Origin of the sequence: Nonomuraea fuscirosea (assembly GCF_003001935.1) — a bacterium.
In the GTDB taxonomy this organism is placed as follows: Bacteria; Actinomycetota; Actinomycetes; order Streptosporangiales; family Streptosporangiaceae; genus Nonomuraea; species Nonomuraea fuscirosea.
Window position 1 is genome coordinate 26,287 of sequence record NZ_PVNG01000033.1, and the last position, 14,227, is coordinate 40,513.

Sequence of the window (14,227 nt, forward strand, 5' to 3'; positions counted from 1 at the left end):
AGCAGCAGCGAGGCCGGGCCGACCCGGGCCCCGAGTAAGGCAAGGCTCCCGTACGGCATACGCCTGCCGTACGAACAGAGGGTGGGAGGCCGGATCCCGGCACCTGCCCCATCCACGATGACGACGACGAAATCCCACAAGGAAAAAGAGCAATGGCTTCCGTGAACATGGCCGACGTCAAGCGGCTTCGCGAGATCACCGCTGCCGGCATGATGGACTGCAAGAAGGCGCTGGAGGAGTCCGAGGGTGACTTCGACCGCGCCATCGAGCTGCTGCGCCTGAAGGGCGCCAAGGACGTGGGCAAGCGTGAGGCCCGTACCGCGTCCAACGGCCTGGTGGCGCTCAAGCAGGACGGCGACTCCGCTGCCGCGCTTCTCGAGCTCAACTGCGAGACGGACTTCGTGGCCAAGGGCGAGCGCTTCCAGGAGCTGGCCGCCCAGGTCGTCGCGCACGTCCTGGAGAGCAAGCCGGCCGACGTGGCGACGCTGCTCGAGTCCTCCGTCGACGGCAAGACCGTCAAGGAGCTCCTCGACACCGCCAACGCCGCGCTGGGTGAGAAGATCGAGATCCGGCGCTTCGCGGTGCTGGAGGGCGGCTACATCGGCGCGTACATGCACAAGACCGACCCGGCGCTGCCGCCGGCGGTCGGGGTGCTGGTCCAGCTGGACAAGCCGAACGCCGAGGTCGCCAAGGACGTCGCGCAGCACGCCGCCGCGATGGCTCCGCAGTACCTGAAGGCCGCGTCCGTGCCCGCCGAGGTCGTCGAGAAGGAGCGCAAGCTCTTCGAGGAGATGACCCGTGAGGAGGGCAAGCCCGAGGCCGCCATCGGCAAGATCGTCGAGGGTCGCGTGAACGGCTGGTACAAGGACTTCACGCTGCTGCAGCAGGCCTTCGTCAAGGACAACAAGAAGAGCGTGGGCAAGTACGCCGAAGAGAATGGCGTCGAGGTGCTGGGCTTTGTCCGATTCAAGGTCGGTCAGGCTTAGGCTTAGGCAAGCTGCCAGCTCACAGATCCGCCGAATGAAGGAGGCCGCCGCCGTGCAGGACCACCGGGAGTCAGCCCACGAATCCACACGGACGGCGGCTTCCCCATCTCCGAACCCGCAGGGTCCACTCAGGTGGAAGCGGGTGATGCTGAAGCTGTCAGGGGAGGCGTTCGCCGGCAGCGAGCCCCTCGGCATCGATCCGGTGATCGTCGATCACCTGGCCGATTCGATCGCCGAGGCGGTCAAGGAGGGCGTGCAGGTCGCGGTCGTGGTCGGCGGTGGCAACATGTTCCGCGGCGCCACCCTGTCCCAGGGCGGCATCGACCGCGCCAGGGCCGACTACATGGGGATGCTCGGCACGGTCATCAACTGCCTGGCGTTGCAGGACTTCCTGGAGCGGCGGGGCGTGGAGACGCGCGTGCAGACCGCCATCACCATGCAGCAGGTGGCCGAGCCGTTCCTGCCACGCCGCGCGATCAGGCACCTCGAGAAGGGGCGCGTGGTCATCTTCGGTGCCGGGCTCGGCTCGCCCTACTTCTCCACCGACACCGCGGCGTCCCAGCGGGCCCTGGAGATCGGCGCGGAAGCGCTGCTCAAGGGCACGCAGGTGGACGGGATCTACGACTCCGATCCCCGCAAGAACCCCGACGCGGTCAGGTTCGACCATCTCGACTACGGCGAGGTGCTGCTGCGCGACCTCGCGGTCATGGACGCCACCGCGATCAGCCTGTGCAAGGACAACGACCTGCCGATCGTCGTCTTCGACCTCATGGGCGAAGGCAACATCCTGCGAGCGGTGCGCGGTGAGAAAATCGGCACGCTGGTTAGTCCCGCAGGCAAATGACGGAGCGAGCCCGAGACCGCCAGCTAGAAGACAGGGAGCCGCTGTGATCGACGAAACCCTCCTCGAAGCCGAGGAGAAGATGGACAAGGCCGTTTCGGTCGCGAAGGAGGACTTCGCGAGCATCCGTACGGGCCGGGTCACCCCCTCGATGTTCAACAAGATCAACGCTGAGTACTACGGCACGCCGACGCCGATCCAGCAGTTGGCGTCGTTCCACGTGCCCGAGGCGCGCATGGTCATCATCCAGCCGTACGACAAGGGCTCGATGAGCGCGATCGAGCGGGCCATCCGCGACTCCGACCTCGGCGTCAACCCCACCGACGACGGTCAGGTGATCCGGGTGACGTTCCCCGAGCTGTCCGAGGAGCGTCGCAAGGAGTACATCAAGGTCGCCAGGAACAAGGGCGAGCACGCCAAGGTGTCGGTACGCAACATCCGCCGCTCCGCCAAGGAAGTCCTCGACAAGATGATCAAGGACGGCGAGGCGGGCGAGGACGAGGTCCGGCGGGCTGAGAAGGAGCTCGACGATCTCACCCAGAAGCACGTCGCCCAGATCGACGAGCTGCTCAAGCACAAGGAAACCGAGCTGCTCGAAGTCTGAGCGGCGCGCCGCAGGGCGGACCACGTTCGCGACCGGCCGCCGCAGGGCGGACCGCGCCGGCGACGGGCCGCCGCAGGGCGGACCGTGTTGGACGGGCCGCCGCAGCGTAGCGGGTCTGCACTACGGCCCTCGCTTCGACGGCGGGGGCCGTGGGCTCTTGGAGAACTCAGTGGAAGAACGTACGGCTGGCACCAGCTCGAGCGGCGGCAGCCGTACCGGAAGAAACCTGCCCGCGGCGATCGCCGTCGGTGTGGTGCTGGGCGCGCTGGTCATCGGCACCGTCTACACCATCAAGGAGCTGTTCCTCCTGGTGGTGGCGGGGGCCGTCGGCGTGGGCGTGCTGGAGCTGGTCAAGGCCTTCGCCACCCGTGACATCAAGGTTCCGGCCGCGCCGGTGCTGGCAGGCATGGTCGCGATGCACGCGGGGGCGTACTGGGGCGGACCGGTCTGGTTGCTGGCCACGTTCGCGCTGTCCGCGCTGGTGCTGCTCATCTGGCGGATGTTCAGCGACGGCACGGACGGCTACGTACGCGACGCGTCGGCGTCGGTGCTCACGCTCCTCTATCCCGCGATGCTGGCCGCGTTCGTGGCGCTGTTGCTGAAGGAGAGCGACGGCGACCACCGCGTGGTGATCTTCATCGCGGTGACCGTGGCGAGCGACATCGGCGGCTACATCGCGGGGGTGCTGTTCGGCAAGCACCAGCTGACGGTGATCAGCCCGAAGAAGACCTGGGAGGGGCTGGCCGGGTCGATCGTCGCGTGTACGGCGGTGGGCGCCTGGCTGGTGACCTGGCTGCTCGGCGGCGACATCTGGCAGGGGGCGCTGATCGGCGCGCTGGCGGCGGTGCTGGCGACCGTGGGCGACCTGATCGAGTCGATGATCAAGCGGGATCTCGGCATCAAGGACCTGGGGACGATCCTGCCGGGGCACGGCGGGCTGATGGATCGGCTGGACTCGCTGGTGACGACGCTGGTGCCGGTCTGGGCGTTGATGACCATCTTCTTCTGACGGCGGCGGGGGTCAGGGGTGCTGGGCTTCTGTGGCTGTGGTGGTGGGGGAGAGCCAGAGCCACCGTACGGCCTCCCCGCCGAACGCGAATCCTGACATGTCAGGCATGTGGGGTGGATTGGCCTGCATCAGGACGCCCGAGTACTGCGGCCCCAGGGGGAACGTCGCAGGCTCGTGATACCACTTAGCCGTGTGCCCGTGGCCCAGCCACGTGACCGAGTGCCACGGATACTGCGACAGCCACACCAGCAGCAGCGCCGCGTCCCGCGGATCCTCACGGGTGGCCACGGCCAGCTCGATCCTGGCGTACGCGTCCGGCTTGTCGATCCACTGCTCCACCGTCGGCATGCGCTGGCAGCTCATCCCGACCGTGGACAGCACGGTGAAGCCGCGGTCGTGCGCCGGAGGGCGTTCGGTGATGCCGACGGTGGGCAGCCGGTCACCGCTGGCGTCCCAGTAGCGGCCCGCCGGCCCCAGCACCCGGTCCAGGTGCCCCATCACGAACTCCTGGAACGACGGCCACGACCCCTCGCTGTGCCGCCAGCGCCAGTAGGACCTGGCGTTGGAGATACGGGGACGCAGCCCTTCGAGCGCCTCCGACAGCGCCCACGCGAACGGCGACTCGCCCACCGCGTCGCGGGCGTACCCCGGCATGCCCCGGTTCATGTCGGCCCAGCCCGGGATGACCGCGAGCAGATCGTCGTCCTCGTAGAGCGCCACGCCGTCGCCCTCCTCGAACCACAGCGGGCTCAGCTGCCCGAGCGGGCGGCGGCCGCCGGGGTGCAGGGTGTTGGGCCTGGGCATCAGCGGCGGCAGACCGGCGTTGATCCGCGCCAGGTCGACGACGGCCGGGGCGGGGCGGTGGTTGGCCAGCCAGACGGCGCCGTGGACCGCACCGTCGGGTGAGCACAGGTAAGCTACCGAGGAGTCCTCGTCCCGCTCGACCACGAGCGTCCGGCTCCCGTACGGGTTGCCGGCGGCGAGCACGACCTCGGTGCCACCCTCGCCAGATGCCGACCGAAAAATCGCCATACGAGATGACTGTAGATCGGGCGGTGACCAACGCGCGAGCCATGACGTGACCAGGAATGCCACCTCCGATCCGAACGTTCATTACCCTGGTCGACAACCCCTCAAAGCAAAGGCAGTAACGTGTCCCAGCCTCCAGGCCAGCTCACCTTCGTCGCGCCGCGCCGGGCCAAGCCCGCCCGGCACCTGGCCGACCTGTCGATGGCCGACCGGCGGGCCGCGGTCACCGAGCTGGGCGAGAAGGCCTTCCGCGCCGACCAGCTCTCGCGCCACTACTTCGAGCGGCTGACCACCGACGTCGACGCGATGACCGACCTGCCCGCGGCGGCCAGGGAGAGGTTGTCCACGCTGCTGCCCGATCTGCTCACGCCGGTCAGGGAGATGACCACCGACGGGGGCACCACGCGCAAGACGCTGTGGCGGCTGTTCGACGGGGCGCTGGTCGAGTCGGTGCTCATGCGTTATCCCGATCGGGTCACGATGTGCGTGTCGTCGCAGGCCGGATGCGGCATGAACTGCCCGTTCTGCGCCACGGGGCAGGCCGGACTGACCCGGAACATGTCCACCGCCGAGATCGTCGAGCAGGTCGTCTCCGGGGCGCGGGCGCTGGCCGCCGGCGAGGTGCCCGGCGGGCCAGGGCGGGTCAGCAACGTCGTGTTCATGGGCATGGGCGAGCCGCTGGCCAACTACAAGCAGGTGATCGGCGCGGTCCGCCGCATGGTGGAGCCGTCGCCGCACGGGCTCGGCATCTCGGCGCGCGGGGTCACCGTGTCCACGGTCGGGCTGGTGCCCGCGATCGGCAAGCTCGCCGACGAGGGGCTGCCGGTCACGCTGGCGCTGTCGCTGCACGCGCCCGACGACGAGCTGCGCGACACGCTGGTGCCGATCAACACGCGGTGGAAGGTGGCCGAGGTCCTCGACGCCGCCTGGGCGTACGCGGCGCGGACCAAGCGGCGGGTCTCGATCGAGTACGCGCTCATCAAGGACGTCAACGACCAGGAATGGCGGGCCGACCTGCTCGGCAAGCTGGTCAAGAACAAGCTGGTGCACGTCAACCTGATCCCGCTCAACCCGACCCCCGGGTCGAAGTGGACGGCGTCGCGGCCGGAGGACGAGCGGGCGTTCGTGCGGCGGCTGGAGTTCCACGGGGTTCCGGTGACGGTCAGGGACACCCGCGGACGCGAGATCGACGGCGCCTGCGGACAGCTCGCCGCCGCCGAATAACCGCCGCCGAAGCACCCGCCGCCGAATCACCACCGCCGAATGACCGCCGCCGAAGCACCCGCCGCCGAATCACCACCGCCCGAATAGCCGCCGGCCGAGTGAAGATCGGCCGGAGGCCGAGGCGGAGCCGGTGCGAGTGGGTCAGGTTCTGCGGCGGAGCCACACGTACGCGCCGAGGCCGATCAGGCACCAGGCCAGCGAGATCGAGCCGAGCGCGGGCAGCTGGGCGACGAGCTCGCCGGCGTTCGCGGCCTTCATCCAGGAGATGAGCGGGACCGTGAGCCAGTAGAGCGACGTGCCGCTGATCAGCAGCATCGCCAGGAACCCGAGCAGCAGGGCCATGATCGAGAAGGCGGGCGACGGCAGGACGACCCGGCTGGTGAGGGCGCCGAGTGCGGTGCCGGTCAGGGCCGACAGCGCGTACAGCAGGAATGAGGCGGTCAGCAGGCCGGGCGACGGCGCGCCGGTGATGCCGAGCAGCAGCGCCCAGGCCATGGCCAGCGCTGAGAGGACGGCGGTCGCGGCGAACGCCGCGAGCAGCCCGGCGGCCACCTCCTTGCCCCGCCCGCCGACCTGGACGGCCGACATCTCCCGCTGACGGTCCGGCTCGGTGTCGAGCAGGCTCCTGGCCGCCCAGGCCAGGACGGGGAGGACGAGGATGGCGCCGTCCGTGAGCACGGAGGCCTCCTCGCCCCGGGGCGCCCGGTTGCCGTGCACGATCGCGAGCATGGCCACGGTGAGGAGCAGCGCCTGGTGCACCCGGTGCGAGCGGATGTAGGCGGCCAGCCGGAAGACGGCCAGGGCGATCATCGGATCTCCTCGATCTCACGGGCCGGATAACCCTGGTCGCGCAGGCCGGCCAGGAACCGGGGCAGTTCGTCGAGGGGCACGGTGACGGCCACCGTCGCCTGGCCGCGTTCCTCGGGCTCCGGGGGAGCCACCGCGCTCTCCGTGACGTGGCCGTCCAGCACGGACCAGTGGCGCAGGCCGGGCAGGCCGCGCAGCCCGCCCTGGTGGTCGCTGGCGATGACGACGCCGCCGCGCGCCGCCACCTCGGTCGCGATCGCGGGCAGGGCCGAGCGGGTGTCGGCGTCCAGGCCGGCGAACGGCTCGTCCAGGATCAGCAGCCCCGGCTCGGCCATCAGCGCCTGGACCAGGCCCACCTTGTGCGCGCTGCCCTTCGACAGGTCGGGCAGCCGGGTGTCGAGCAGCCGGCCCATGTTCAGGCGTTCGGCCCAGGGCTCCCAGCGGGCGCGGCCGCGGACGCGGGACATGTGCCGCAGATAACCGGTGACCGTGAACGGCTGGTCGGTGGGGAAACGGTCGGGGGCGAAGCCGACGACCGCCGGGCGGCCGGAGACGGTGCCGCGGGTGGGCCGTGCCAGGCCCGCCAGCAGGCGGAGCAGGGTGGACTTGCCCGCTCCGTTCACGCCGGTCAGCTCGATCACGTCGCCGGGGGCGAGGTCGGCGTCGACGTCTTCGATGACGAAAGGTTCACGCCTTCGGTAACGGAAAGAGACCCGGGATAGACGCATGATCCTGTAACGGTATAGGTCGGGTCGCAGGGCCGGGATAAAGGTCCGACAATAGAGGCGGCACCCCAGCTTCACGTCTCAAGAGGAGAGAGGCTTGAACCGCTTTCCACGCGTCATCGGCATGCGTTCAGGCTATGACCCCGTCGAGGTCGACGCCCTGATCGGGCGGATCGAGTCGACCTTGGGCCGAGGCTCGCACGCCTTGGAGCCCGTCACCGCCGACGAGGTACGCGGCGCCACGTTCCGCGCCAAGCGCGGCGGCTACCAGGAGACCGCGGTGGACTTCGCCCTGGAGGCGTTCGTGGTGGCCCTGGAGACCCAGGCCAAGCGGCCCGTACGGCTGGCCATGGCCGAGCCGACCGGCGAGATGCTCCGCGAAGAGTGGTTCGAGACGCAGGCCGCGCGCGTCGAGCGCGTGGCCTTCCGTCCCGGCCGCATGGGCACCGGCTACAACGAGGACGAGATCGACGCCTTCCTCGACCGGATCGTGGCCACGCTGCGCGGCACGACCGACTTTCCGGTGACGGCCAAGGAGGTGCGGGCGGCGAAGTTCTCGACCGTGCTGTTCAGGTCCGGCTACCTCATCGCGGACGTCGACTCCTTCCTCGCGGGCATCGCCGATGTCCTGGAGCAGCGCGCCTGAGCCGCTCAGCCTGCCGGCGTGGAGGCGTTCTCGACGGCTTCGAGCAGGCCGCGCAGGTCCGGCTGGGCGCGCTGGATGATCGTCTCGTCGTCCGGCCGCTGCCCCTGCCGGTTGATCCAGACGCGGGGCAGCCCCAGCCGGTGGGCGGGCACCATGTCGTGGAAGTAGCTCTGGGCCACGTGCACCCAGACCTCCGGCTCGTACGCGCGCCCGAACGCCTCGAAGTGCGCCGTGGCCGGCTTGTAGGCCCCCACGTCCTCGGCCGTCACCACCGCCTCGACCGGCACCGCCAGCCGCCGCCGCGTCTCGGCGACCAGGTCACGGTCGCAGTTGGTGAGCAGCCCCAGCCGCCACCCGGCCTCGCGCAGCGCCGACAGCTCGGCCCCGACCTCGGGGAACACCGGCCAGTACGGCAGCGTCGCGGCCAGCACGGAGGCGTCGTCGGCGCCCAGTTCGACCTTCTCCTCCGCGCACGCCCTGCGCAGCGCCTCGGCCGTCAGCAGGCGGTAGCGCATCGTGGGCGACTCGCTCTGGACGTCGCGCTCATGCCTGACGTACGCCTCCAGCACCTCCGCTCCCTTCCCCGGGGCGACCAGCTCGACGCCGGTGCGGATGCCGTGCCGCCAGTCGACCAGTGTTCCGAAAACGTCGAACGTTACCCATCGCATGAATCCCATCATGACGGTCATCACGGATCCTGTGCTGAGCCACGCGGGCGTTCGGCGAGGCTAGGCGGGCCGGGTGCGGTGGAGGAGGGCGACGACCACCGAGGTCACGGGGGCGGCCAGGAAGGCGCCCGTGATGCCGGCGATCACGCCGCCCACCGCGATCGCCACCAGGATGACCGCGCCGGGCAGGTCGAGGGCCTTGCCGTAGATCTGCGGCGCCAGCACGTGCCCCTCGATCTGCTGCACGGCCACGGTCACAGCCACCACGATCAGCGCCACGAACACGCCCTTGGCCACGAGCGCCACCACGGCGGCCAGCAGCCCGGCCAGGAACGCCCCCACCACCGGCAGGAACGCGCCGATGAACGTCAGCACCGCCAGCGGCAGCGCGAGTGGCACGCCGAGGATCCACAGCGCGATCCCGATGAAGAACCCGTCGACCGCGCCCACGACGGCGATGCCGCGGATGTAGCGGCCGATCACCGAGTAGATGAGGCGGCCGGTCTCGGCCAGGCGCGGCCTGGCGGCGGCGGGGGCGAGCTGGAGCAGCCAGTGGAAGAGCCGGTCGCCGCCGTGCACGAAGTAGATGGACAGGATCACCGCCAGCACGGCCCCGACGACGATCTCGCCCGCCGTCTTGACCCCGGCCAGTGCGCCGCCGGCCACCTGGCGGCCCTGCCCGGCCAGGTAGTCGCGGGCCTGGCCGAGCAGTTGCCGGTCGTCGAGCCCGAACCTGAGGGCCAGGTCGTGCAGGCCGTCGAGCACCGTGCCGAGGCTGGCGCCCAGCTCGGACAGGCTGGCGATGGTGGGCGGCCCCAGCAGCGCGCCGAGGCCCCCGGCCAGCAGCAGCCCGCCGGCGAAGACGATCGTGGTGGCGAGGGCCGCGCCCAGGCCGCGCGAGCGGAGCCAGCGGGCGGGCGGGCGGAGCAGGGCGGTGAGGAAGACGCCGATGACGATCGACAGGGCCACCGTCCGCACCTGGTGGAGGCAGAAGAGGACCACCGCGATGACCGCGATCCAACCGAGCAGCCGCCACGGCCTCATCCCCTGCCCCCCATCCTGCCTGGTCAGAGGAGTTCCCCCAGGTCAGCGGGGGCAACCCTGCTCAGCCGGGCGGGGCCAGGTGCGGACGCTGGGAGCGCTTGCTGGCCTCGTACGTCTCCCGCGCCGCGTAGGTGGCGCTGGTCGTCCCCACCTGCGCCACGGGCACGTCCCACCACGCCTCGGAGGAGGGCACGTCGTCGGCCATCCGGTCGGTGCGTACGTAGACGACCGTGGTCTCCGAAGCCGAACGTGCGTCGTCGAGCGCCTTGCGCAGGTCGGCGACCGTCTCGGGACGCAGCACGGTGGCGCCGAGACTGGCCGCGTTGGCCGCCAGATCGACCGGCAGCGGACCGCCGTCGTGCCGCTGGTAGGCGGTGCCGAGCCGCTCGGCGCCCACGCTCTCCGACAGGCGCCCGATGGAGGCGAAGCCGGAGTTGTCGACCAGGACGACGACGAGCTTGACGCCCTCGGAGACGGCGGTGACGAGCTCCTGGGCCATCATCAGGTAGGAGCCGTCGCCGACCAGCACGAACACCTCGCGCTCAGGGCGGGCCATCTTCACGCCGAGGCCGCCGGCGATCTCGTAACCCATGCAGGAGTAGCCGTACTCGACGTGGTAGGAGCCGGGGCCGCTGGGCCGCCAGAGTTTGTGCAGGTCGCCCGGCATCGAGCCGGCCGCGCACACCACCACGCCGTCGTCGCCCGCCGCCTCGTTGACCGCGCCGATCACGGCGGACTGCGGGATGGGGGTGCCCTCCACCGCGTACGCCCGGTCAACGGCGGAGTCCCAGGCCCGGGTCAGCTCGGCGGCCCGCTCCCGGTAGGCGGCCGGCGTGCCCCAGCCCGCGCACGCCTCGGTCAGGTCGGCCAGTCCTTCGCGGGCGTCGGCGACCAGTTGCAGGCCCGACAGCTTGGCGGCGTCGAAGCCGGTGATGTTGAGGTTCACGAACCGGGCGGAGGGGGCGAAGATCGTCCGGGAGGCGGTGGTGAAGTCGCTGTAGCGGGTGCCGACGCCGATGATCACGTCGGCCTCGCGGGCCAGCGCGTTGGCGGCCGTGGTGCCCGTCGCGCCGACGGCGCCCAGCGCGAGCGGATGACCGTGCGGCAGCGCGCCCTTGCCGGCCTGGGTCTCGGCCACGGGGACGCCGTGCGCCTCGGCGAAGGCGCGCAGCTCGTCGGTGGCCTCACCGTAGATCACGCCGCCGCCGGCCACGATCAGCGGCCGCTCGGCCGCCCTGATCAGCTCGGCGGCCCGCGCCAGAGCCGCGCGTTCCGGGCGCGGCCTGGGGATGTGCCAGACGCGGTCGGCGAACAGCTCGTCCGGCCAGTCGAACGCCTCCGCCTGAACGTCCTGCGGCAGCGCCAGCGTCACCGCGCCGGTCTCGGCCGGGTCGGTGAGCACCCGCATGGCGGCCAGCAGCGCGGACGGCAGCTGCTCGGGGCGGTTGATCCGGTCCCAGAAGCGGGAGACCGGCTTGAAGCAGTCGTTGACCGAGATGTCGTAGGAGCGCTGGTCCTCCAGCTCCTGCAGCACCGGGCTGGCGACGCGGGTGGAGAAGATGTCGCCGGGCAGCAGCAGCACGGGCAGGCGGTTGATGGTCGCCCCGGCCGCGCCGGTGATCATGTTGGTGGCGCCGGGGCCGATGGAGGTGGTGCAGGCCAGGGTGGTCAGCCGGTTGCCGGCGCGGGCGTACGCGGCGGCGGTGTGCACCATCGCCTGCTCGTTGCGGCTGAGGTGGTAGGGCAGGTCCTCGGCGGAGGTGGCCAGCGCCTGGCCGAGGCCGGCCACGTTGCCGTGGCCGAAGATGCCGACGCAGCCGCCGAAGAACCTGCGCTCGACGCCGTCGCGTTCGCTCCACTGGTGGGCCAGGAAGCGCACGACGGCCTGCGCGACGGTCAGCCGGATCACGATGTCCTCCCGAAGGGCAGCCTGGGGTCGATGGGCTGGGCCTCCCAGGACGAGCGGATCCAGGCGTGGCGGGGATCGTCGCAGAACGCCATCGAACGCTGCTCCCCTGGGCCCGCCAGGACGTTGAGGTAATAGAGGTCGTAGCCGGGGGCGGCCATGGAGGGACCGTGGTAGCCGTAAGGGACGAGGACCACGTCGCCGGATGAGACCTCGGCGAGGGTGTCGATCTGGCCTCCCTCGGAGGAGTAGACGCGCTGGTAGCCGATGCCCTGGTCGCCGACCTCGAAGTAGTAGATCTCCTCCAGCACGGCCTCGCCCGGGTTGGGGGTGTCGTGCTTGTGCGGCGGATAGGAGGACCAGTTGCCGTCGGGGGTGAGCACCTCCACGGCCATGAGCTTGTCGCAGTCGAAGGCGTCGGGGCTGCAGAAGTTGTTGACCTGGCGGCTGGCCCGGCCCGCCCCCCTGATCTCGACGGAGACCTCGGCTGCGGCGACGTAGCGCGGGGGCAGCGCCCGGGTGGCGCGGGCGGAGGGGAACGCGATGCGTCCCGCGCCCGACACGGTGATTTTCGTAGAAATCGGGATATAGGCGAAATCGGAGGGGCCGTCGAAGACCGAGGCGCGGCCCGTCAGCACGAACGTGTCATCGGGCAGGGTGACCGTGCACGAGCCGGCCAGCGGCAGGACGAGCATCTCCTCCTCACCGGTGTCGAACGTGACCGGAGCCTCGCTCAGATCCGCGACCCGCAGGCCCGAGTAGGTCCAGCCCGCCAGCGACGGGGTGATCCGCACCGACCAGGGGCCGTCGGCGGTCTTGCCGTAGGGCAGATAGGTCATGCTCCAGCCTCTCGCACCAGGGCTGCGGCGCCGTCCACCGCGGTCGCCACGTCGTCGTCCGGGGGGTAGAGCAGGGCGCGCCCCACCACGAGGCCGCGGACGCCGGGCAGGCCCAGCGCCCGGTGCCAGTCGGCGTAGGCGGCGTCGATGTCGGGCGGGTCACCGCCGAGGAGCAGCGCGGGCAGCGTGGTCGCGGCCATCACCCGCTCCATCTCGGCCACGGCGGGGATCTTCAGCCAGGTGTAGGCGGAGGTGACGCCGAGGGCCTGGGCGATGCTGATGGAGCGGATCACGGCGTCGGGCGACAGGTCGTTGCGGACGACGCCGGACTCCGAGCGCAGCGACCAGAACGGCTCCACCATGGCCACCAGCCGCCTGCGGGCCAGGCCGGTGACCGCCTGGGCGCACGACTCCAGAGTGGCCACGGTCGCGTGGTCGGAGGGGTCGATGCGGCACAACATCTTGCCGCCGTCGAGCCGCATGGCGTCGATCGAGTCGGCGTCGAAGCCGGTGAACCGGTCGTCCATCTCGAACACCGAGCCCTGCAGACCGCCCCTGTTCATGGAGCCGAAGGCCAGCTTGCCCTCCAGCGCGCCGAGCAGCAGCAGGTCCTCCAGGACGTCGGGGGAGGCCAGGATGCCGTCCACCCCCGGCCTGGACAGCGCCACCCGCAGCCGGTCGAGCAGGTCGACGCGGCTGGCCATGGCCAGCGGCCGGTCGCGTACGCCCAGTGAGCCCCTGGCCGGATGGTCGGCGGCGATGATCAGCAGCCGCTCGCCCTCGGCCGGCAGGCCGCGCCGCTCGCGGCGGGCCGCGGCCGCGGCGATCTCCTCCGGCCGGGTGGCGCGGATGTGCGTGAGCCGCGCGTAGTCGGTCGCCCGCGCGTCGGTCACGGACAGTGTCGTGTCGCTCAAGATCCGGCCCCGTTCAGCAGATCCTCCACCTCGGCGGTCGTCGGCATGGCGTCGGCGCAGGCCAGGCGAGCCGCGACGAACGCGCCGGCCGCGTTGGCGAAGCGCAGGGTGCGCTCCAGCGGCCAGCCGCGCAGCAGCCCGAGGCAGATGGCTCCGCCGAACGCGTCTCCCGCGCCGATCCCGTTGACCACCTTCACCTCCATGGGCTCCACCACTGCGCTCTCCTCAGAGGTACGCGCGAAAACCCCTTCGGGGCCCATTTTCACGATCGCGACGCGTACGCCGGCGTCCAGCAGCGCCTGCGCGGCCGCCTCCGGATCGCGTACGCCGACCGCGACCTCGACCTCCTCCAGGTTGCCTACCGCCACGTTCACCTGCGGCAGGGCCCGGCGCGCGGCCTCGTGCGCGGCCTCGCGCGACTCCCACAGCGTGGCCCGGTAGTCGAGGTCGAACACCGTCCATCCGGACGTGCGCGCCGACAGGGCGGCGGCGTGGGCGGCGGCGCTCGGCTCCTGGCTCAGCCCGGTCAGCGAGAACCAGAACAGCTCGGTCGCGCGGATCGCGTCGAGGTCGAGCAGGTCGGGGGAGATCTGCAGGTCGGGCGGATGCTCGCCGCGATAGAAGTAGATGGGGAAGTGGTCGGGCGGGAAGATCTCGCAGAACGTCACGGGCGTCGGACGGCCTTCGACGGTGTGCACGAAGGCGTCGTCCACGCCGAAGCCGCGGATGGCCCGGCGCACGTAGTCTCCGAACGGATCCGCTCCGACTCCGGTGATCACCGCCGGTCTGAGCCCGTGGCGGGCGGCGGCGACGGCGACGTTGGTGGGACTGCCGCCGAGGAACTTCCCGAAGGTCTCGACGTCGGCGAGGCCGACGCCGGTCTGGAGCGGATAGACGTCGACGCCGCTGCGCCCGAACGTGATCAGGTCGTACAACGCACCTCCAGGGGGCCCGAGCTTTGCGTGGCTACTATGGCATATTGTCA

At 70.9% G+C, this 14,227-nt stretch carries 15 protein-coding genes; 6 read left to right on the forward strand and 9 right to left on the reverse strand.

Going from position 1 to position 14,227, the window contains the following annotated elements; translation table 11 throughout:
* Nucleotides 1-152 precede the first annotated feature (152 nt).
* The 4 genes from tsf (at nt 153) to B0I32_RS50500 (ending at nt 3,440) form a co-directional block, all read left to right on the forward strand.
* On the forward strand, nt 153-986 hold the full coding sequence (tsf, locus tag B0I32_RS50485) for a translation elongation factor Ts (protein WP_106251991.1): 834 nt from the start codon (nt 153-155) through the stop codon (nt 984-986).
* Between the two features lie 145 nt (nt 987-1,131).
* The gene (gene pyrH / locus B0I32_RS50490) at nt 1,132-1,830 is read left to right on the forward strand and encodes a UMP kinase (protein ID WP_219912434.1); all 699 of its coding nucleotides are present in this window, start codon (nt 1,132-1,134) and stop codon (nt 1,828-1,830) included.
* Nucleotides 1,831-1,873: 43 nt separating this feature from the next.
* A complete protein-coding gene (frr, locus tag B0I32_RS50495) occupies nt 1,874-2,431 on the forward strand; it encodes a ribosome recycling factor (protein ID WP_106251995.1) in 558 nt (185 codons plus the stop codon).
* Between the two features lie 169 nt (nt 2,432-2,600).
* On the forward strand, nt 2,601-3,440 hold the full coding sequence (locus tag B0I32_RS50500) for a phosphatidate cytidylyltransferase (RefSeq protein ID WP_181308687.1): 840 nt from the start codon (nt 2,601-2,603) through the stop codon (nt 3,438-3,440).
* A 12-nt stretch (nt 3,441-3,452) separates the two neighbouring features.
* Here B0I32_RS50500 and B0I32_RS50505 read toward each other — a convergent pair whose 3' ends face one another.
* On the reverse strand, nt 3,453-4,472 hold the full coding sequence (locus B0I32_RS50505) for a suppressor of fused domain protein (RefSeq protein ID WP_106251996.1): 1,020 nt from the start codon (nt 4,470-4,472) through the stop codon (nt 3,453-3,455).
* Nucleotides 4,473-4,592: 120 nt separating this feature from the next.
* On the opposite strand from B0I32_RS50505, the gene rlmN reads away from it, so the two are divergent.
* Nucleotides 4,593-5,693: a dual-specificity RNA methyltransferase RlmN gene (gene rlmN, locus B0I32_RS50510; RefSeq protein WP_106251998.1), complete on the forward strand. Its 1,101-nt coding sequence runs from the start codon at nt 4,593-4,595 to the stop codon at nt 5,691-5,693.
* A 141-nt stretch (nt 5,694-5,834) separates the two neighbouring features.
* On the opposite strand, the gene B0I32_RS50515 is transcribed toward rlmN, so the two are convergent.
* Nucleotides 5,835-6,503 carry a hypothetical protein gene (locus B0I32_RS50515; protein WP_106251999.1) on the reverse strand — a complete coding sequence of 223 codons (669 nt, stop codon included), beginning with the start codon at nt 6,501-6,503 and terminating at the stop codon, nt 5,835-5,837.
* Nucleotides 6,500-7,228 (reverse strand): ATP-binding cassette domain-containing protein, encoded by a 729-nt coding sequence (locus B0I32_RS50520; RefSeq protein ID WP_106252001.1) that lies wholly within the window; start codon nt 7,226-7,228, stop codon nt 6,500-6,502. Before B0I32_RS50520 ends, B0I32_RS50515 begins: the two co-directional genes overlap by 4 nt.
* Nucleotides 7,229-7,322: 94 nt before the next feature.
* On the opposite strand from B0I32_RS50520, the gene B0I32_RS50525 reads away from it, so the two are divergent.
* The gene (locus tag B0I32_RS50525; RefSeq protein WP_106252002.1) at nt 7,323-7,871 is read left to right on the forward strand and encodes a DivIVA domain-containing protein; all 549 of its coding nucleotides are present in this window, start codon (nt 7,323-7,325) and stop codon (nt 7,869-7,871) included.
* 5 nt (nt 7,872-7,876) lie between these two features.
* Here B0I32_RS50525 and B0I32_RS50530 read toward each other — a convergent pair whose 3' ends face one another.
* From B0I32_RS50530 to iolC, 6 genes are all read right to left on the reverse strand, one after another.
* Nucleotides 7,877-8,539, reverse strand: a complete 663-nt coding sequence (locus B0I32_RS50530) for an HAD family hydrolase (RefSeq protein ID WP_106252100.1) — start codon at nt 8,537-8,539, stop codon at nt 7,877-7,879.
* Between the two features lie 60 nt (nt 8,540-8,599).
* A complete protein-coding gene (locus B0I32_RS50535) occupies nt 8,600-9,583 on the reverse strand; it encodes an AI-2E family transporter (RefSeq protein WP_245956652.1) in 984 nt (327 codons plus the stop codon).
* A gap of 61 nt (nt 9,584-9,644) precedes the next feature.
* Nucleotides 9,645-11,489: a 3D-(3,5/4)-trihydroxycyclohexane-1,2-dione acylhydrolase (decyclizing) gene (gene iolD / locus B0I32_RS50540; RefSeq protein WP_181308697.1), complete on the reverse strand. Its 1,845-nt coding sequence runs from the start codon at nt 11,487-11,489 to the stop codon at nt 9,645-9,647.
* Nucleotides 11,489-12,328: a 5-deoxy-glucuronate isomerase gene (gene iolB, locus B0I32_RS50545; protein ID WP_106252004.1), complete on the reverse strand. Its 840-nt coding sequence runs from the start codon at nt 12,326-12,328 to the stop codon at nt 11,489-11,491. Before iolB ends, iolD begins: the two co-directional genes overlap by 1 nt.
* Entirely contained in the window at nt 12,325-13,242 is a 918-nt protein-coding gene (locus B0I32_RS50550; protein ID WP_393271769.1) for a Cgl0159 family (beta/alpha)8-fold protein, read from the reverse strand. Before B0I32_RS50550 ends, iolB begins: the two co-directional genes overlap by 4 nt.
* Nucleotides 13,239-14,177, reverse strand: a complete 939-nt coding sequence (gene iolC, locus B0I32_RS50555; RefSeq protein ID WP_219912435.1) for a 5-dehydro-2-deoxygluconokinase — start codon at nt 14,175-14,177, stop codon at nt 13,239-13,241. The genes B0I32_RS50550 and iolC overlap by 4 nt, the downstream gene beginning before the upstream one ends.
* Nucleotides 14,178-14,227 lie beyond the last annotated feature (50 nt).